Annotated in this window: 13 protein-coding genes; 12 read left to right on the top strand and 1 reads right to left on the bottom strand. The window is 71.4% G+C overall.

What is annotated here, in order from left to right:
• Window positions 1-10 precede the first annotated feature (10 nt).
• The 8 genes from ACIQRL_RS04625 (at window position 11) to ACIQRL_RS04590 (ending at window position 13,678) form a co-directional block, all read left to right on the top strand.
• Window positions 11-799 carry a TIGR03936 family radical SAM-associated protein gene (locus ACIQRL_RS04625; protein WP_401326936.1) on the top strand — a complete coding sequence of 263 codons (789 nt, stop codon included), beginning with the start codon at window positions 11-13 and terminating at the stop codon, window positions 797-799.
• A 261-nt stretch (window positions 800-1,060) separates the two neighbouring features.
• Window positions 1,061-5,089: an Rne/Rng family ribonuclease gene (locus tag ACIQRL_RS04620; protein ID WP_401326933.1), complete on the top strand. Its 4,029-nt coding sequence runs from the start codon at window positions 1,061-1,063 to the stop codon at window positions 5,087-5,089.
• 394 nt (window positions 5,090-5,483) lie between these two features.
• Window positions 5,484-6,599: a DegT/DnrJ/EryC1/StrS family aminotransferase gene (locus ACIQRL_RS04615; RefSeq protein ID WP_401326931.1), complete on the top strand. Its 1,116-nt coding sequence runs from the start codon at window positions 5,484-5,486 to the stop codon at window positions 6,597-6,599.
• Entirely contained in the window at window positions 6,596-7,621 is a 1,026-nt protein-coding gene (locus ACIQRL_RS04610; protein ID WP_401326928.1) for a Gfo/Idh/MocA family protein, read from the top strand. The genes ACIQRL_RS04615 and ACIQRL_RS04610 overlap by 4 nt, the downstream gene beginning before the upstream one ends.
• On the top strand, window positions 7,611-9,194 hold the full coding sequence (locus ACIQRL_RS04605) for a glycosyltransferase family 4 protein (RefSeq protein WP_401326925.1): 1,584 nt from the start codon (window positions 7,611-7,613) through the stop codon (window positions 9,192-9,194). The genes ACIQRL_RS04610 and ACIQRL_RS04605 overlap by 11 nt, the downstream gene beginning before the upstream one ends.
• Window positions 9,191-10,870, top strand: a complete 1,680-nt coding sequence (locus ACIQRL_RS04600; RefSeq protein ID WP_401326923.1) for a glycosyltransferase family 2 protein — start codon at window positions 9,191-9,193, stop codon at window positions 10,868-10,870. The genes ACIQRL_RS04605 and ACIQRL_RS04600 overlap by 4 nt, the downstream gene beginning before the upstream one ends.
• A 9-nt stretch (window positions 10,871-10,879) precedes the next feature.
• Window positions 10,880-12,163 (top strand): nucleotide sugar dehydrogenase, encoded by a 1,284-nt coding sequence (locus ACIQRL_RS04595; protein WP_401326921.1) that lies wholly within the window; start codon window positions 10,880-10,882, stop codon window positions 12,161-12,163.
• Between the two features lie 210 nt (window positions 12,164-12,373).
• On the top strand, window positions 12,374-13,678 hold the full coding sequence (locus ACIQRL_RS04590) for a hypothetical protein (RefSeq protein WP_401326918.1): 1,305 nt from the start codon (window positions 12,374-12,376) through the stop codon (window positions 13,676-13,678).
• A gap of 99 nt (window positions 13,679-13,777) precedes the next feature.
• Here the strand turns inward: ACIQRL_RS04590 and ACIQRL_RS04585 are convergent, their stop codons facing one another.
• Complete coding sequence (locus tag ACIQRL_RS04585) at window positions 13,778-14,380, bottom strand: acyltransferase (protein ID WP_401326915.1); 603 nt, start codon at window positions 14,378-14,380, stop codon at window positions 13,778-13,780.
• A gap of 330 nt (window positions 14,381-14,710) precedes the next feature.
• Between ACIQRL_RS04585 and rplU the strand changes: the two genes are divergently transcribed.
• The 4 genes from rplU to ACIQRL_RS04565 all read left to right on the top strand — a co-directional run bounded on the left by rplU (window position 14,711) and on the right by ACIQRL_RS04565 (window position 18,812).
• Window positions 14,711-15,031, top strand: coding sequence for a 50S ribosomal protein L21 (rplU, locus tag ACIQRL_RS04580; protein ID WP_164320786.1), 321 nt, complete (start codon window positions 14,711-14,713; stop codon window positions 15,029-15,031).
• A gap of 16 nt (window positions 15,032-15,047) precedes the next feature.
• Complete coding sequence (gene rpmA, locus ACIQRL_RS04575) at window positions 15,048-15,302, top strand: 50S ribosomal protein L27 (RefSeq protein ID WP_037618784.1); 255 nt, start codon at window positions 15,048-15,050, stop codon at window positions 15,300-15,302.
• 225 nt (window positions 15,303-15,527) lie between these two features.
• Window positions 15,528-16,964: a GTPase ObgE gene (gene obgE / locus ACIQRL_RS04570; RefSeq protein ID WP_401326910.1), complete on the top strand. Its 1,437-nt coding sequence runs from the start codon at window positions 15,528-15,530 to the stop codon at window positions 16,962-16,964.
• A gap of 297 nt (window positions 16,965-17,261) precedes the next feature.
• A complete protein-coding gene (locus ACIQRL_RS04565; protein ID WP_401326907.1) occupies window positions 17,262-18,812 on the top strand; it encodes an alkaline phosphatase D family protein in 1,551 nt (516 codons plus the stop codon).
• Window positions 18,813-18,899 lie beyond the last annotated feature (87 nt).

Raw genomic sequence — 18,899 nt, 5'->3', positions numbered from 1 at the left:
CGCACCCGCGGTGCAGCGCATCCGACTGCGCTACACCAAGCGCGGCCGCCTCCGGTTCACCAGCCACCGTGACTTCCAGCGCGCCTTCGAGCGTGCCCTGCGCCGTGCCGCCGTACCCATGGCGTACTCGGCGGGGTTCACGCCGCATCCGAAGGTGTCGTACGCCAATGCCGCACCCACCGGCACCGGCAGCGAGGCGGAATACCTGGAGATCGCGCTCACCGACAGGCGCGACCCCGAGAAGCTGAGAGAGCTCCTCGACGAGTCGATGCCCCAGGGCCTCGACATCATCGAGGCGGTCGAGGCTCGCGTCTCGGGTCTCGCCGAGCGGCTCACCGCTTCCATCTGGGAACTGCGCCTCGACGGCGTGGACCCGGCGGTCGCGGAGCGCGCGGTGGAGGCCTTCAACGCGGCCGACACCGTCGAGGTCAGCCGCAAGGCCAAGAACGGCATGCGGACGTTCGACGCCCGCGGTGCCGTGGCAAGCCTTGAGACAGCCCCTGAGACGCAGAGTCCACAGGCTGATAGGCCGACGGACCAGCCCTGTGCGATACTGCGGCTGGTTGTTCGGCACGTGACGCCTGCCGTTCGACCCGACGACGTCCTGTCCGGTCTTCGCGCCGTGGCCGACCTGGCGCCGCCGGTCGCCGCTGCGGTGACCAGGCTGGCGCAGGGGCTGTTCGATGAAGAGACCGGCACGGTGACCGACCCGCTCGCGCCCGACCGCGAGGCAGTCGCAGCCGCCCCAGCCGATCGCACAGGGGCCGCCGAAACTGCCGCCGCGAAGGCGTCGGCGTAAGGAAGGTCCCGCGTAAGGACAGATGTCGTAACGCCGCCCTCGTATCCGGGAGCCACCTGGGTCGGGCAGCGCACCGACCAGAAGACTTTCGCCAGGCCGTACGCACACATGGCGTACGGAACCGGCGAGACAGGACACAGAGAGCTCCCGTGCGGCGCCCGCGCCCCGGACGGCGGCACCGCGCATCGCGCGAGCCGCGGACGTCACCGGCACTGCCGGACCAGGCGCGGCGCCCGGGAGCCTGACGGGAGATCCACCCGCATGCTCGAGCCGACCGAACCCACCGAGGGTTCCGACAACAACACACCCAGCGACACCCTGCCGCCGCGGCGCCGCCGCCGTGCGGCGTCGCGCCCCGCCGGTCCGCCGGCCGCCGCCTCCGAGGCCGTGGCCGAGACCACCGCGCCGGCCATACCGGCCGTGGCGTCCGCCGACCTCATGGCGGACGAAGCCTCCGCGCGTTCCGCGACCTCCGAAGCCTCTGTGAACGACGAGGTCGAGGAGACGGACGAGGCCGACGAGGCTGTCGAGACGGCCGCGGTCACCGCGGTCGAGGAGACGGAGGAGGCTCCGGCCGAGGCCGCCCTCACCACCGAGACCGACGACGCCGCACCGCGCCGTACCCGTCGCCGTGCCACCCGCCGTGTCTCCGCCCCCGCCGGTGCGCCCGCGGCGGCCGAGACCGCCGAGACCGTGGTGCCCGCCGCCGCGGTCGTGGAGCCCGAGGACGCGCCCGTCGGGGAGGCCCCGGCCGCGGTCGAGGAGACCGCCCCCGCCGGCCGTACCCGCCGTCGCGCCACCCGCCGTGTCTCCGCGCCCACCGGCGCGCCCGCCGCGGCCGAGCCGGCCGAGGTCGTGACGACCGCCGCCGAGCCGGTGGCCGCCCCCGCCCCCGAGGAGGCCGAGGCGCCCGTCGCCGAGCCCGCCGCCGAAGAGGCCGCCCCGCGTCGTACGACCCGTCGTCGCGCCACCCGGCGTGTCTCCGCCCCCGCCGGTGCGCCCGAGGGCGACACCGCCGACGAGCGTGTGGAGGCGCCCGTGACCAGCGAGAACAAGTCCGAGGAGGGCGCTCGGCCGGAGGCCGTCGAGGCCGAGGCCGCGCAGCCCGAGGAAGGCGACGGCGGCCCGCGCCGCAGCCGCCGCCGCGCCACCCGCAAGGCCGCCGTCGGTTTCTCGGCGCCCGCGCCGAAGGAGACCGAGGAGTCCTCGCGGCGCCCCGGCCGCCCCGCCGTCGCCGTGTTCCAGGCGCCGGTGTTCACCGAGCCGATGTTCCAGACGCCCGAGCGGGCCGCCGCCGCGGCAGCCGCCGAGGCCGCCGAGGAAGCCACCGAGTCCGTCGTCGAGACCTCCGAGCCGGTCGAGGCCGTCCAGGAGCCGGCCGCCGGACGCCGTCGCCGCCGTCGCCGGGCCGTCGAGGACGAGCCGGTGACCGTGGCCGAGGAGCCGCAGGAGCCTGTCGAGGACGAGGACACGGAGTCCGCCGAGGACGCGGAGGACGCCGACGAGGCCGAGGACGCCGTCGAGGGTGACGAGGGCGAGGAGGAGTCCGCGGGCTCCCGTCGCCGTCGCCGTCGCGGTGGCCGTCGCCGTCGCCGTGGCGAGTCCGCCGAGTCGGACGGTGAGGCCGGCGAGGACGACTACGCCGCCGAGCAGGCCGAGCAGGACGCCGAGGACACCGCCGAGCAGGCCGAGGAGGATGCCGAGGAGGCCGACGAGCGCGAGGAGTCGGGCGGCTCCAGCAGCTCCCGCCGCCGTCGTCGCCGTCGTCGTCGCGCCGGTGACTCCGGTGGCGAGGCCGAGGCCGGCGAGAACGACCCCGAGCGCACCGTCGTCAAGGTCCGCGAGCCGCGCGGCAGGCGCGAGGAGCCGCAGCCCTCGGACGAGGTCCAGTCCATCAAGGGCTCGACCCGTCTCGAGGCGAAGAAGCAGCGCCGCCGTGAGGGCCGTGAGCAGGGCCGTCGCCGTGTTCCGATCATCACGGAGGCCGAGTTCCTGGCCCGCCGCGAGGCCGTCGAGCGCGTGATGGTCGTCCGCCAGAGCGGCGAGCGCACCCAGATCGGCGTCCTCGAGGACAACGTGCTCGTCGAGCACTACGTCAACAAGGAGCAGGCGACCTCGTACGTCGGCAACGTCTACCTGGGCAAGGTCCAGAACGTGCTGCCGTCCATGGAGGCGGCCTTCATCGACATCGGCAAGGGCCGCAACGCGGTGCTCTACGCCGGTGAGGTCAACTTCGAGGCGCTCGGCATGGCCAACGGGCCGCGCCGCATCGAGTCCGCCCTCAAGTCCGGCCAGTCGGTCCTCGTGCAGGTCACCAAGGACCCGATCGGCCACAAGGGCGCGCGTCTGACCAGCCAGGTCTCGCTGCCGGGCCGCTACCTCGTGTACGTGCCCGAGGGCTCCATGACCGGCATCAGCCGCAAGCTGCCCGACACCGAGCGCGCGCGTCTGAAGACCATCCTCAAGAAGATCGTCCCCGAGGACGCGGGCGTCATCGTGCGCACCGCCGCCGAGGGCGCGAGCGAGGACGAGCTGAGCCGCGACGTCGAGCGTCTGCAGGCGCAGTGGGAGGACATCCAGAAGAAGGCGAAGAGCGGCAACGCCCCGACCCTTCTCTACGGCGAGCCGGACATGACCGTCCGTGTCGTCCGGGACATCTTCAACGAGGACTTCACCAAGGTCATCGTCAGCGGCGACGAGGCGTGGGACACCATCCACGGCTACGTCTCGCACGTGGCGCCCGACCTGACCGACCGGCTGTCGAGGTGGACCTCCGAGGTCGACGTCTTCGCCACGTACCGGATCGACGAGCAGCTGATGAAGGCGCTGGACCGCAAGGTCTGGCTGCCCAGCGGCGGTTCGCTGGTGATCGACAAGACCGAGGCCATGATCGTGGTCGACGTCAACACCGGGAAGTTCACCGGCCAGGGCGGCAACCTCGAGGAGACTGTCACCAGGAACAACCTGGAGGCGGCCGAGGAGATCGTGCGCCAGCTGCGGCTGCGCGACCTGGGCGGCATCGTCGTCATCGACTTCATCGACATGGTCCTGGAGTCCAACCGCGACCTGGTGCTGCGGCGCCTGCTCGAATGCCTGGGCCGCGACCGTACGAAGCACCAGGTGGCCGAGGTGACCTCGCTGGGCCTCGTGCAGATGACCCGCAAGCGGGTCGGCCAGGGCCTGCTGGAGTCCTTCTCCGAGACCTGCGTCCACTGCAACGGCCGCGGCGTCATCGTGCACATGGAGCAGCCGACGTCCATCGGTGGCGGCGGCAAGCGCAAGAAGCGCGGCCGTGGCGGTGCCGAGCAGGTCCACGACCACGACCACGAGCACGAGTTCACGCACGAGTCGTCCGAGGAGCCGGAGGCCGAGACCGAGGCCGAGGTGGCCGCCGAGGTCGCCGCTCCCGTCGCGCTGGTCGAGACCGAGTTCCAGCCGGACGAGGAGTTCTACGGCAGCGCCGCCGAGGCCGAGGCCGCGGCCACCCGTGGCCGTTCGCGGCGCCGGACCCCCCGGCGCGCGTCCGCCCCGGCGGGTGCGCCGAAGACCGAGGAGCGCGCTCCCCGGAGCAGGCGTGAGGAGCGGGCCGAGCGGGCCGCCGCCCGGTCCCGTGAGGAAGCCGAGGCCGAGCCGTTCGCGGCCGAGGACCCGGTCGTCGAGGCGCCCGTCGCCGAGCAGCCGTTCGTCGAGCCGGTGGCCGAGGCCGAGACGGTCCAGGCGCCCGTGGCCGCCGTGACGGAGGTCGAGGCCGCTCCTCCGGGCCGTACGCGTCGTCGTGCGACCCGGAAGGTGTCGGCGCCGGCCGGTTCACCCCGGACGGCCGAGGAGGCCGTGGTGACGGTCACGGAGCCGGCTCCGGCGCCCGTCGCCGAGACCGCGCCCGAGACCGCGCCGACGCCCGAGCCGGTGGCCGAGGCCCCCGCCGAGAGCGCCGCGCCGGCCCGTCCGCGCCGCCGTGCCGTGCGCAAGGCCACCGCGCCCACCGCGTCCGAGGAGGCGGCCGTCACGGTCGTCCCGTCGGCCGCCGCCGAGCCGGTCGCCGAGCCCGAGGCCGTCGAGCCGGCCGAGGCCGACACCGGGTCCCCGGCCGCCAAGAAGACGGCCGCCCGCAAGACGGCCAAGAAGGTGACGGCGAAGAAGGCCGCTGCCAAGAAGACCGTGGCGGCCAAGAAGACGGTCGCCAAGAAGACCACGGCCAAGAAGGCGACCGTGAAGAAGACGGCCGTCAAGAAGTCCACCGTGGCCTCCGAGCAGACGGCGCCGTCCGTCTCGGCGACGACCGAGGACTGACCTCCGGATCATCGGACAAAGCGCGGGGCACCGGTCGACCGGTGCCCCGCGCTTTGTCGTCCCGCGTGCGCCATCGCCCCCTCCGTCCCAGCTGGGGGCCGGGTCAGGTGAATGTGTGAGGCACAGCACCCCAACTCCGGGTTTCTCTGTCGCAACCCTGAGGAAAAGCTTTGTACTTCTGCTGGTAATCTGACCGCGGACTCGGCCGCTGGTGACATGCGGGCCGTAGATCACGCGAGGAACCCCACGGGCAGGGTCTTGCGGGAGACGATCGCCGTCGCGAGGCGTCGGCGGGTTTCCAGGGATGCGGACGTGCCACGCTCGACACCGTTCCTTCCCGGCCTATGCACAACGTGGTGCGCCCTAGAGGCCGCTTGATGAGGAGGGGATGTCGATGACCGACGCCCATGAGTTGATACCCGCCGCAAGACCTGTGATCGGCGAGGAAGAGATCGAGGCCGCGGTGCGCGTACTGCGCAGCGGCCGGGTCGTGCAGGGCCCCGAGGTCGCCGCCTTCGAGGCGGAGTTCTCGGACGTGGTGGACGGGCGGCACTGCGTCGCGGTCAACTCCGGCACCTCCGCGCTGCACCTGACGCTGCTCGCTCTCGGCGTCGGCCCGGGCGACGAGGTCATCGTGCCGTCGTTCTCCTTCGCGGCCTCCGCCAACGCGGTGCGGCTCGTCGGCGCCGACGTGGTCTTCGCCGACATCGAGGCGGACAGCTTCTGCCTGGACCCGGCGGCGGTCGAGGCGGCCATCACACCGCGCACCGCCGCGATCATGCCGGTCCACCTCTACGGCCACCCCGCCGCCATGGACCGCATCATGGCGATCGCCGAGCGGCACGGACTCGCCGTGGTCGAGGACGCCTGCCAGGCGCACGCGGCCGCCCTGCACGGAACGCCCGTCGGCGCCTTCGGCAGCGCGGGTACGTTCAGCTTCTACCCGACCAAGAACATGCACAGCCTCGAGGGCGGCATGGTCACCGCCGCCGACGCGGAGATCGCCCGCACCCTGCGGCTGCTGCGCAACCAGGGCATGGAGCAGCGCTACGCCAACGAGATCGTCGGCGCCAACGTCCGTATGACGGACGTCTCCGCGGCCATCGGCCGGGTGCAGCTCGCGAAGCTCCACGGCTGGACCGAGCAGCGCATCGCCAACGCCGCGTACCTGACGGAGCACATCAGCGCGCCGTCCGTGCTCACGCCGAGCGTCGCCGAGGGCGCGCGCCACGTCTTCCACCAGTACACCGTGCGCGTCCGGGGCGACCGTGAGGCCGCCATGGCGGGCCTGACCGAGGCCGGCATCGGCAACGCCGTGTACTACCCGACGCCGATCCACCGACTGAAGCCGTACTGGGAGCCGGACCAGAAGGCCGGCCGTACCTGGGACCTGCCCGAGACGGAGCGCGCCGCCGCCGAGGTCGTCTCGCTGCCCGTCCACCCGGCTCTGTCCGCCGGGGACCTGGAGCGGATCGTGTCCGCCGTGAACGCGCTGGGGGCGAAGCTGTGAGCACGGGGAAGAAGCTGCGGGCCGGACTCGTCGGCCTCGGTTCCATGGGGCGTCACCACGCCCGCGTCCTGTCCGGTCTGGAGGGCGTCGACTTCGTCGCCGTCGTCGACCCGATGGGCGACACGTTCGGCGCGGCCCAGGGCGCGCCGGTCCTCGACACGGTCGACCAGCTCATCGCCCTCGGCATCGACTACGCCGTCGTGGCCTGCCCCACGGCGCTGCACGAGCCGGTCGGTATGCAGCTCGCCGAGGCCGGTGTCTGCGCGCTGATCGAGAAGCCGGTCGCCGACACCGTGGCGGGCGCGCACCGTCTCGTCGAGGCGTTCGAGTCGCGCGGCCTGGTGGCCGGTGTCGGCCACATCGAGCGGTGCAACCCGGCGCTGCGCTCGATGCGCGCCCGGCTGGAGTCCGGCGAGCTCGGTGACGTCTACCAGGTCGTCACCCGCCGCCAGGGTCCCTTCCCGCACCGCATCGCGGACGTCGGCGTGGTCAAGGACCTCGCCACCCACGACATCGACCTCACCGGCTGGGTGACCGGGCGCGAGTACGTGTCCATCGCCGCGCACACCGTCTCCAAGAGCGGCCGCGAGCACGAGGACATGGTCTCCGCCGTCGGCCGTCTCGACGACGGAACGATGGTCAACCACCTGGTCAACTGGCTGAGCCCGCTCAAGGAACGCTTCACCTCGGTCACCGGCGAGCGCGGCTGCTTCATCGCCGACACGCTCACCGCCGACCTGACGTTCCACTCCAACTCCGCCATGGCGACGGAATGGGAGGCCCTCCAGGCCTTCCGTGGCGTCTCCGAGGGCGACATGATCCGTTATGCCATCCCGAAGCGCGAGCCGCTCCTCGTCGAACACGAGCTGTTCCGCGACGCAGTGCTCGGCAAGCCCGCCGACATCTGCACCCTGCGCCAGGGCACGCGGACGGTGGAGGTGGCGGCTGCTGTGCTCGAGTCGGCGCTGAACAACCGCAGCGTTTCGCTTCTTTCGGAGGACCTGGCCATCCATGGCAGTTGAGAACAACACGTCGGCGGACCGGCCCGTGCGCGGGCGGATCGTGATGCTCGTCGACAACGGGGTGAACGGCGACTCGCGCGTCCAGAAGGAGGCCAGGTCGGCCGCCGAAGCGGGCTGGGACGTCGTACTGCTTGGCAAGGCCAAGGGGAAGAAGGAGCAGACCTGGCAGATCGGTGACGCCGAGGTCCGTCTCCTGTCGGTACCCGGCCCGATGTCCCGTCGGCGCCACGAGTACCGGCGTGCCGTGCTGCGTTCCCCGCTGGCCTACCGGCCCGGTCCGCTGGCCGCGTACCGGCGCCAGAAGCTCAAGGCCCGGCGTGCCGACCTCAACGTCCGGCTGATCCTCGCCAAGCAGGAGGGTTCGGCCCTCGACCGGCTGAGGCTCCTGGTGCCCCGCTTCCTGGCCCGCTTCCTGTACTCCTGGGTGAAACTGCGTTACCGCAGCACCATGGCGCTGGAGAAGCGGCGCAAGGACATGGACTCCGCGCTGGACAGGTTCACCACCGCCTTCTGGCGGAAGACCATGGGAACCCGCGCCTGGCGCAGGCTCGATCCTCATCTCTGGGACTTCGAGCTCGCCTACGGCAAGGTCATCGACGAGCTCAAGCCCGACCTCGTCCACGCCAACGACTTCCGCATGCTGGGCGTCGGAGCCCGTGCCACGCTGCGTGCCCGTGCGAAGGGCCGGAAGGTCAAGCTCGTCTGGGACGCGCACGAGTTCCTGCCCGGCATCAAGCCGTGGAGCCCGCATCCGCGCTGGCACGTCGCGCAGTGCGCCCACGAGCTGGAGTACTCGCGGCACGCCGACGCCGTGACGACGGTCTCGGACACCCTTGCCGGGATGCTCCAGGAGCGGCACGGCCTCAAGGCCCGCCCCACCGTCGTCCTCAACGCGCCCGACGCCGAGGTCTCGCCGGAGCAGGCGGCCGAGCCCGTTCCGGACCTGCGGGAGCTGTGCGGCATCGGGCACGACGTGCCCCTCACCGTCTACAGCGGTGCCGCCGCTCCGCAGCGCGGCCTCGACACCATGGTCGAGTCGCTGCCCCAACTCTCCGACGTGCACACCGCGTTCGTCGTGCTCAACACGGACTCCGAGTACATGCGGGCCCTTCGGGCGCGCGCGGAGGAGCTGGGGGTGGACGACCGGCTGCACATCCTGCCGTACGTGCCGCACTACCAGGTGGTGCGTTTCCTCGCGACAGCAGACCTCGGGGTCATCCCGATCCACCACTGGCCGAACCACGAGATCGCGCTCATCACCAAGTTCTTCGAGTACTCCCACGCCCGGCTGCCGTTGGTGGTCAGCGATGTGAAGACGATGGGTTCCATGGTCGAGCAGACCGGCCAGGGCGAGGTGTTCCGGGCCGAGGACGTGGAGGACTACGTCCGCGCGGTGAAGTCCGTTCTGGGCGACGCCGAGCGCTACCGCAGCGTCTACGACAAGCAGGGGCTCCTCGACCAGTGGACCTGGGAGGCCCAGGCCGACGTGCTGGACGAGGTCTACAGCGCGCTGCTGCCCGGCAGCGGGGCCCGGCCGGCGGCCGAGCCGAGACCGGTGGAGGCGCGGACATGAGTGGCACCCCCGACGTCAGCGTCGTCGTCGCGGTCTACAACACCATGCCCTATCTGACGGAGTGCCTGAACTCCCTGATCGGGCAGAGCATCGGCCGGGACCGGCTGGAGATCGTCGCGGTCGACGACGGCTCCACCGACGAGAGCGGTGCCGAGCTCGACCGCTTCGCGGAGCGGTACCCGGGCACCGTCAAGGTTCTTCACCAGGCCAACTCCGGTGGTCCGGCCGCCCCCAGCAACCGCGCGCTGGACATCGCCACGGGCCGTTACGTCTACTTCATCGGCTCCGACGACTACCTCGGCGAGGAAGCGCTGGAGCGCATGGTGGCCTGTGCCGACGAGCACGGCTCCGATGTCGTCGTCGGCAAGATGGTCGGCACGAACGGCCGGTACGTCCACCAGGCTCTCTACAAGGAGAACAACCCGGACGTCGGCCTCACCGACTCCGCGCTGCCGTGGACGCTCGCCAACACCAAGCTGTTCCGGCGCGACCTGGTCGAACGGCACAAGCTGCGCTTCCCCGAGCACCTGCCCGTGGGCAGCGACCAGCCGTTCACCATCGAGGCCTGCGTGCGTGCGCGCAAGATCTCCGTGGTGGCCGACTACACCTGCTACTACGCGGTGAAGCGGGGCGACGCCAGCAACATCACCTACCGCGCCGATCACCTGGCGCGGCTGCGGTGCGCGGTGGAGATCATGGACTTCACGGCCGGTCTCGTCGAGGCGGGCCCGGAGCGCGACGCGGTACTGCTCCGGCACTTCACCTGGGAAGTGGCCAAGCTCGTCCAGGACGACTTCCCCGCGCTCGACCGCGAGCTCCAGCGCGAGCTCTGCGCGGGCGTCGCGCGGCTCGCCGACGCGTACTTCACCGACGGCATCCGCGACGCCATGGACGTCAAGCGCCGGGTGCGCATCTGTCTGGCCCAGGCCGGCGCGGTCGACGAGCTGTGCGAGGCGATCACCTCGGAGAAGGCGAACGGGGCGCCGCCGTTCGTCGTCGAGGGCGAGCGCGCCTACGCCCGCTACGCGGGCTTCCGCGATCCCCGCATCGGTCTGTCCGACCGTTGCTACGAGCTCGTCGGGGAGGCCGTTCCCGGCCGTCTCGCGCAGGGCACCGAACTGCTCGCCTCCACCTGGGAGCAGGAGGGCGACGGGATCACGTACACGGCCACCCTGCGGCTGGGTGTCCTCGGTGACGTCGGCGGAGCCGTCCTGCGGCTCGCCCAGGGCGCCATGCCCGCGTCGGCGGACAAGCCCAAGGCCAGAAAGCTCCCGCAGGGACACGAACTCCCGGCTCCTGTGGGCGATTTCACGACCGAACTCGCCGATGACGGTGCCGCCACGGTGCTGCGCGCGCGCATCCCGCTGGAGCGGTGCACGGCCAAACTGGGTGTCCGTGTCTATGTCGACGTCGCCGGTTCGACGTACGAGATCCCCGTGCGCGGCGAGGGCAAGCCCATGCCGCTGGCGCGCCGCTGGGGCGCCTACGAGGACCCGTACCACGCGAGGGCGAAGGTGAACCCCAAGGGCCGCGTGGTGATCACCACCGGGCCCCTGTCCCGGCCGAAGCGGTCACTGGCCTCCCGGGCGAAGTCGGCCCTCGCCCGGCGACTGAAGTTCCGATCCGCCGGCCCGAAGCCGAGCGGTTCCCCCACGAGCCGTTCGAAAAGGAAGTAGCGACCGTCCATGAACATCTGTGTAGTAGCCCTCGGCAAGATCGGGCTTCCGCTGGCCGTGCAGTTCGCGTCCAAGGGGCACCGGGTCATCGGCGCGGACGTCAACGAGAAGGTCGTCGAGCTGGTCAACGCCGGCACCGAGCCGTTCCCCGGTGAGCACGACCTGGACGTCAAGCTCAAGCAGGCCGTCGACGCCGGACTGCTGAGCGCGACGACGGACACCGCGGACGCGGTCGCGCGGTCCGAGGCCGTCATCGTGGTCGTCCCGCTGTTCGTGGACGCCGAGGGCACCCCGGACTTCGGCTGGATGGACGCGGCGACGAAGGCGATCGCCAAGGGACTCAAGCCCGGCACGCTCGTCTCCTACGAGACCACGCTGCCGGTCGGCACCACCCGCACCCGGTGGGCGCCGATGCTGGCCGAGGGCTCCGGCCTGACCGCCGGCGAGGACTTCCACCTGGTGTTCTCCCCGGAGCGGGTCCTCACCGGCCGCGTCTTCTCCGACCTGCGCCGCTACCCCAAGCTGGTCGGCGGCATCGACGAGGCGTCGGCCGCCCGCGGTGTGGAGTTCTACGAGCAGGTCCTCGACTTCGACGAGCGCCCCGACCTGGCGCAGCCGAACGGCGTCTGGGACCTGGGCACCGCCGAGGCCTCCGAGCTCGCCAAGCTCGCCGAGACCACCTACCGCGACGTCAACATCGGTCTGGCCAACCAGTTCGCGCGCTTCGCCGACGGCAACGGCATCGACGTCAAGAAGGTCATCGAGGCCTGCAACTCGCAGCCGTACAGCCACATCCACCAGCCGGGCATCGCCGTCGGCGGCCACTGCATCCCGATCTACCCGCGGATGTACCTGTGGAACGACCCGTCCGCGACCGTCGTCCGCTCCGCCCGTGAGGCGAACGCGGCGATGCCGGAGTACGCGGTGGACCTGCTGGCGGCGGCGTACGGCGACCTGACCGGGGCGAACGTCCTCGTGCTGGGCGCGGCCTACCGCGGCGGCGTGAAGGAGACGGCCTTCTCCGGCGTCTTCCCGACCGTCGAGGCCCTCAGGGCCCGTGGCGCGGTCCCCTTCGTCTCGGACCCGATGTACACGGCCGAGGAGCTGTCGGCGCACGGTCTGCCCCCGCACGCCGGTGAGAAGGTCACCGCGGCGATCCTCCAGGCCGACCACGCCGAGTACCGGACGCTGACCCCGGCGGACCTGCCGGACGTCACGGTCCTGGTCGACGGACGCCGTACGACCGACCCGGAGGCCTGGAAGGGCGTCCGCCGGGTTGTCATCGGCGGCTGACGCCCCACCCGCAGCCAAGGGCCCGTCCGGGCGTACCGGACGGGCCCTTGCCGTGCCCCGGCGGGGAGGAGCCGGGGGAACGGGTCCTTCGCCCCCACGGTGCGCGCGGCCCCTCACCAGTGGTTAAGGAACCGGTCTTACGTAAGTCGTCTAAAATCCGGCCCCTGGCCACGCTGCTGGGGCCGGCCGCTCACTGCTCAGGATCATCACGTGCCCGCTGTCGTCACCGACGTCACAGACGTCCCCACGTCCGCCACCGCACGGATCGCCGCCCGTGCGCGCCGCAGCCGTTCCGTTCTGCCGTTGGCGGTCTGCCTCCTGTACGTGGTGTTCCAGCTCGTCGCGGGGCCCCGGTGGACGATGTTCCCGGACTCCTACCGGTACGCGCGGGCGGCGGAGCAGTACCTCGGCGCCTCGCGCGAGGAGGCGCATCACACGGCGCTCGCCGCCTTCTGCGCCAGCCGCGCCGACCGCGCGGCGCACGACGAGCGGCTCCGGCCGACGGTCCCCGAGAGCGGCCCCGCCCTCAAGGCTGCCGCCGAACGCGCCTGCCTCGACCGGTGGACCGACGCCCCCGACATCACCACCGGCGACCCCCGCTACCAGGCCATCTTCTCCGGCAGGCCGGGCTACCCCCTGCTCGCGGCGCCGTTCGTCGGGGCCCTCGGGGTGCTCAGAGGGATGCGGTTGCTGGGAGTGCTCCTGGCTGCGGGGGGCTCGCTGCTCGTTCTGGGGCTGCTCGGATCAGCGGGGCTGAACCGGCGGGCCGCCGTCGTCGGCCAGGTGGCGTTCCTCGCCACACCGCTCGGCTGGTGGAGCGTCCAGGCTCTGGGCGAGGGGCTGTTCACGGCATGCGTGCTGTGCGTGCTCTGGGGCGGTGTGCTGCTCGGACGACGGTCGATGGTGAAGGGCACGGCCCTGGTGGCCCTTGGGTACGTGGCCGGCGGGGTCACCCGCTACTCGTCGGTCCTGGTCCTCGCGACGGCCCTCGGCGCGGCGGCGACGTGGGCTCTGTGCCGCCACCGCGCGTCGCGGCACCGGGGTACGGCCGTCCTCTTGGTGTCTTCCGCGGCGGCCGCCGCGGGAGTCGTCGCCGCGATGCGGATGCTCGGCCTGGCGTCCTCACAGGTGACCCTTCAGGACACCTTCACCCACCACTTCGACACTCCGGAGATCGCCGACCCCTGGAGCGCGCTGCTGGATCTCGCCGCCCGGTTCGGGCGGGACTGGTCCGCCCAGCAGGCCGGGCTGCCGTACTTCCTGGTCCTCACAGCCCTCGCGGCCTGGGCGCTGGTCCGCTACGGCAACGGACTGGGCCCGCTCGCTCTCGCCACCGCGCTCACCGGAGCGTGCGTGGTCGCGGCCCATCCGCTCGTCCAGGAGGCCGACCGTCTCGGTGTCCTGATGTGGACGCCCGTCATCCTGGGCCTGCCCCTCCTCGTCGACCGCCACTGGTCCCCGGTTCCGGTGACAGCGCTGGAGGACGGCCGCGCCGGTGCCGGGGAATCCCGCTGAACCGGAGTGAGCCCGGAGGCTGAACCGGAGTGAGCCGGGAGAAGGGGAAGACCCGCTCCCCCTGGCTCACGCGACGACGTTCAGCCGGTTCGTACGGCCTCAGGCGTTCCGTTCGACGAGGACGCCGTCCTTCTCCTCGTAGAGGCTGCCGGTCTGCGGGCACTCCCACACGCCGGCCTCGGTCGCGTGCTCGACCAGCTTGACGCCGGCCCGGCCGACCCAGCCGACCTGTCGCGCGGGAACGCCGACGACCAGGGCGAAGTCCGGCACGTCCTTGGTGACGACGGCACCGGCGGCGACCATGGCCCAGCGGCCGATGCCGATCGGCGCGACACAGACCGCGCGGGCACCGATCGAGGCACCGTCGGCGATCTTCACGCCGACGGCCTCCCAGTCGCCACCGCGCTTCTGCTTGCCCTCGGGGTCCACGGAGCGCGGGTTGTGGTCGTTGGTGAGGACCACGGCCGGACCGATGAAGACACCGTCACCGAGCTCGGCGGGCTCGTAGACGAGCGCGTAGTTCTGCAGCTTGCAGTTGTCGCCCATACGGACGCCCGAGCCGACGTACGCGCCGCGACCGATCACGCAGCCCTCGCCGAGGCGGGCGCCGTCACGGATCTGCGCGAGGTCCCAGACGCTGCTTCCCGCGCCGATCTCGGCGGTCTCGTCGACCTGGGCGCTGGGCTGGACCCTGTAGTTCACTTGTCTGCCTTTCGGTGTCTGGGTTCGCTCGGGGAGCATACGGGGGGAGGCGTGCCCGCCCGTGGTGGGCGTCCCTGGAGGCGCACCGCGTCCCGTGGGCCCGTCCGGAGCGCGGGGGACCGCGGGCCGCACACCGGCCGGAGGCCCGGTTTGACCCCTCAAGCCCGGCCCCGTAACCTGGACCGTCGGCGTGTCGAATGACCTGCCACATCCCCGTAAACCTTTTCCTCCCGGTCGCTTCGGTTGCCGCAGTGGCTGGGAGAGGCTCGCCCGTGTTCGTTACCGGGCGGCTGGACTGCGGGGTCCGTTCCGAGCGAAAGAGAGATCCGCGTGTACGCCATCGTGCGCAGCGGTGGTCGCCAGCACAAGGTTGCTGTCGGCGACATCGTTGAGGTTGACAAGATTCCCACCGCCAAGGTTGGCGACACGGTCGAGCTCTCGACCCTGCTCGTTGTCGACGGCGAAGCCGTGACGAGCGACCCCTGGGTCCTCGCGGGCATCAAGGTCCAGGCCGAGATCGTGGACCACCACAAGGGCGTCAAGATCGACATCCTTCGCTACAAGAACAAGACCGGCTACCGCCGTCGTCAGGGCCACCGCCAGCAGTACACGGCGATCAAGGTCACTGAGATCCCCGCGGCTGCGAAGTAAGGGTAGGGACTGAGACATGGCACACAAGAAGGGCGCATCGTCCACTCGGAACGGTCGCGACTCCAACGCTCAGCGGCTCGGTGTGAAGCGCTTCGGCGGTCAGACCGTCAACGCCGGTGAGATCCTGGTCCGCCAGCGTGGCACCCACTTCCACCCCGGCGTCAGTGTCGGCCGTGGCAAGGACGACACGCTGTTCGCGCTGGCCGCCGGTGCGGTCGAGTTCGGCACGCACCGTGGCCGCAAGGTCGTGAACATCGTTCCGGTCGCCTGATCGAGTCCCGTCGAGGCTGACCCGGTTCCACGCGGACCGGATCCAGTGCCTCGGGGCCCAGGCTCCGTAGAACAGAGTTCTTCGCGAGGCGGACCTCACTTCCCCCACGGGAAGCGGGTCCGCCTTTCGCGTGTTACGCAAGAGACATTGCCGTACGTACTGAAGTATCCGAAGTACGTACGCGCTGAAGTAACCGATGTAACCGAAGTGCTGGAGGCACCCCACATGACCACCTTCGTGGACCGCGTCGAGCTGCACGTCGCCGCGGGTAGCGGAGGGCACGGCTGTGCCTCCGTACACCGGGAGAAGTTCAAGCCGCTGGGCGGACCGGACGGCGGCAACGGCGGCCGCGGCGGTGACGTGATGCTGGTCGTCGACCAGTCCGTCACCACGCTGCTCGACTATCACCACTCACCGCACCGCAAGGCCACCAGCGGCAAGCCCGGCGAGGGCGGCAACCGCTCCGGCAAGGACGGCCAGGACCTGATCCTGCCCGTGCCGGACGGCACGGTCGTGCTCGACAAGGAAGGCAACGTCCTCGCGGACCTCGTCGGCCAGGGCACCTCGTACGTCGCCGCCGAGGGCGGCCGCGGCGGCCTCGGCAACGCGGCACTGTCCTCGGCCCGCCGCAAGGCGCCCGGTTTCGCGCTGCTCGGCGTGCCCGGGGGCCTCCAGGACATCGTCCTGGAACTGAAGACCGTCGCCGACGTCGCCCTGGTGGGCTACCCGAGCGCGGGCAAGTCCTCGCTCATCTCGGTCCTGTCCGCCGCCAAGCCGAAGATCGCGGACTACCCGTTCACGACCCTCGTCCCGAACCTGGGCGTCGTGACCGCGGGCGAGACCGTCTACACCATCGCGGACGTGCCCGGTCTCATCCCCGGCGCGAGCCAGGGCAAGGGCCTCGGCCTGGAGTTCCTGCGCCATGTGGAGCGGTGCAGCGTGCTCGTCCACGTCCTGGACACGGCCACCCTCGAATCCGAGCGCGACCCGATCTCCGACCTCGACATCATCGAGGAGGAGCTGAAGCAGTACGGCGGCCTGGACAACCGTCCGCGCATGGTCGTCCTCAACAAGATCGACGTGCCGGACGGCAAGGACCTCGCGGAGATGGTCCGCCCCGACCTGGAGCGCCGCGGTTACCGCGTCTTCGAGGTGTCCGCGATCGCCCACATGGGCCTGAAGGAGCTGTCCTTCGCGCTCGCCGAGATGGTCGCCGGCGCGCGTGCCGCGAAGCCCAAGGAGGAGGCGACCCGGATCGTCATCCGCCCGAAGGCGGTCGACGACGCCGGCTTCACCGTGGTGCAGGAGGAGGACGGCCTCTTCCGCGTGCGCGGCGAGAAGCCGGAGCGCTGGGTCCGCCAGACCGACTTCAACAACGACGAGGCCGTCGGCTACCTCGCCGACCGCCTCAACCGTCTCGGTGTCGAGGCGCAGCTGATGAAGGTGGGCGCCCGCTCGGGCGACGGCGTCGCCATCGGCCCCGAGGAGAACGCGGTCGTCTTCGACTGGGAGCCGACGGTCATGGCCGGTGCGGAGATGCTCGGCCGCCGTGGCGAGGACCACCGTCTCGACGAGCCTCGCCCCGCCGCCCAGCGCCGCCGCGACAAGCAGGCCGAGCGGGACGAGTCGCAGAAGGAGTACGACGACTTCGAGCCGTTCTAGGCGACCGGCCGACCCGGCCGGACAGAAGCACAGCGGGCGCGGAGAGGACTTCCTCTCCGCGCCCGCTTCGCGTTTCCGGATGGCCGGCCGGCATTCACTGATCGGGTGTCAGGCCCGCCGGGGCGCAGGTGTTCCCCCTGGTCCCCGCTGGAGGAATGCCGGAGTCCGTCGCCGTGGCGAGTCGTTCGTTGCTCGTGCATTTGTCATGCTTATGAAGCGCTTAGTTCAAGGGGCGGGCTGCCGTGCCGTGCGAGATTCCCGGTGTCCAGGAGGCAACCGACGCAAGGGAGTTCGCCGATGTCCGGAGCAGTCTCACGCGATCGACGCCACTTTCTCACCGCCTCGGCCGCCGTGCTCGGGGCCACCGCCTCCGCCCAGCTCTGGCTGCCCGGCACCGCGCGTGCGGCCCAACCCCCTCTGCCCGAGGGAGTGTTCAGCCTCGGAATCGCCTCCGGCGACCCACTGCCCGACGCCGTCGTGCTGTGGACCCGGCTCGCCCCCGACCCGCTCAACGGCGGCGGTATGCCCCACCGGGTGGTGCCGGTCGACTGGGAGATCGCCGAGGACGCCCGCTTCCGCACAGGGGTCCGCCGCGGCACCGCGCAGGCACGTCCGGAGTACGGCCACAGTGTTCACGTCGACGTCCGCGGGCTGCGACCGGACCGCGTGTACTGGTACCGCTTCCGGGCCGACGGCCAGCTCTCGCCGAAGGGCCGCACCCGAACCGCGCCGGACCCCTCCCGCTCGGGCGGCTCGCTGCGCGTCGCGCTCGCCTCCTGCCAGAACTGGCAGCACGGCTACTTCACCCCGTACACGGACATGCTCGGCCAGGACCCCGACGTCGTCCTGTTCGTCGGCGACTACATCTACGAGTCCCCGCCGTCGGCGACGGCCGTGCGCCGGCACGAGGGCGCCGGGGAGCCGTACACCCTCGTCCAGTACCGCAACCGGTACGCCCAGTACCGCACCGACCCGCACCTCGCGGCGATGCACGCGAACGCCCCCTGGGTGGTCACCTTCGACGACCACGAGGTCGACAACGACTTCGCCGGGGAGGTCCCGCAGGACCCGGACAAGCAGACCCACCGAGCGTTCGTGTCCCGGCTGACCGCCGCCTACCAGGCGTACTACGAGCACATGCCGGTCCGGGCCACCGCGATTCCGGACGGGCCGCACATCCGCATGTACCGGCGGCTCGACTTCGGACGCCTCGCCCGGCTGAACGTCCTCGACACCCGGCAGTTCCGCAGCAACCAGGTGACCAGCCAGGCGGGCGCCAAGAATCCCTCGCTCACCATGCTCGGCGCGGGGCAGAAGAAGTGGCTGCTCGACGGACTGCGCCACTCGCCGGCCCGCTGGAACGTCATCGCCTCCCAGATCATGATGGCGGAGACCGACCTCCAGGCCGGCAAGGGCAAGCTCTGGTACTACGACGCCTGGGACGGCTACCAGGCCGAACGCAACGCCCTCATGAGGGAGTTCGCGACCGTCAGCAACCCGGTCGTCCTCAGCGGCGACCGGCACTACACGATGATCAGCGACCTCAAGAAGGACTTCGCCGACCCGCACTCCGAGGTGGTCGGCTCCGAGTTCGTCGGGACCTCCATCTCCACCGGCGGCGACCAGGACCTGGCGGTCTTCCACAGCGAGTGGAAAGCGCGGATGCCGGACAACCCGCACTGGAAGTTCATCGACGCCCACCGCGGTTACCACCTCTTCGACATCCGGCGGGACGGCATCGACGCGCAGGTGCGCGTCCCGGAGACGGTGCTGAAGCCGGGCGCCGCCTCCCGCACCCTGGCCCGCCTGCGGGTCGAGGCCGGGGTTCCGGGCGTGCGCCTCGTGTGATCCGGGCGGACGGCTCGGCTGATCCGGGCGGGACGCTCGTCCGATCCGGGCACGGCCCACCGGCGTACAGCCGCGCATGGCGCATCC

The organism is Streptomyces sp. NPDC091209 (assembly GCF_044757755.1).
In the GTDB taxonomy this organism is placed as follows: Bacteria; Actinomycetota; Actinomycetes; order Streptomycetales; family Streptomycetaceae; genus Streptomyces.
The sequence above is the reverse complement of the archived record's forward strand: the minus strand, read 5'-3'. Positions and strand labels throughout refer to the sequence as shown.

What these genes read in the sequence shown, in the direction of transcription:
- ACIQRL_RS04620 (WP_401326933.1), top strand. Translation starts at nt 1,061, where the DNA reads ATGCTCGAGCCGACCGAACCCACCGAGGGTTCCGACAACAACACACCC.
- ACIQRL_RS04615 (WP_401326931.1), top strand. Translation starts at nt 5,484, where the DNA reads ATGACCGACGCCCATGAGTTGATACCCGCCGCAAGACCTGTGATCGGC.
- ACIQRL_RS04605 (WP_401326925.1), top strand. Translation starts at nt 7,611, where the DNA reads ATGGCAGTTGAGAACAACACGTCGGCGGACCGGCCCGTGCGCGGGCGG.
- ACIQRL_RS04600 (WP_401326923.1), top strand. Translation starts at nt 9,191, where the DNA reads ATGAGTGGCACCCCCGACGTCAGCGTCGTCGTCGCGGTCTACAACACC.
- ACIQRL_RS04595 (WP_401326921.1), top strand. Translation starts at nt 10,880, where the DNA reads ATGAACATCTGTGTAGTAGCCCTCGGCAAGATCGGGCTTCCGCTGGCC.
- rpmA (WP_037618784.1), top strand. Translation starts at nt 15,048, where the DNA reads ATGGCACACAAGAAGGGCGCATCGTCCACTCGGAACGGTCGCGACTCC.
- obgE (WP_401326910.1), top strand. Translation starts at nt 15,528, where the DNA reads ATGACCACCTTCGTGGACCGCGTCGAGCTGCACGTCGCCGCGGGTAGC.
- ACIQRL_RS04565 (WP_401326907.1), top strand. Translation starts at nt 17,262, where the DNA reads ATGTCCGGAGCAGTCTCACGCGATCGACGCCACTTTCTCACCGCCTCG.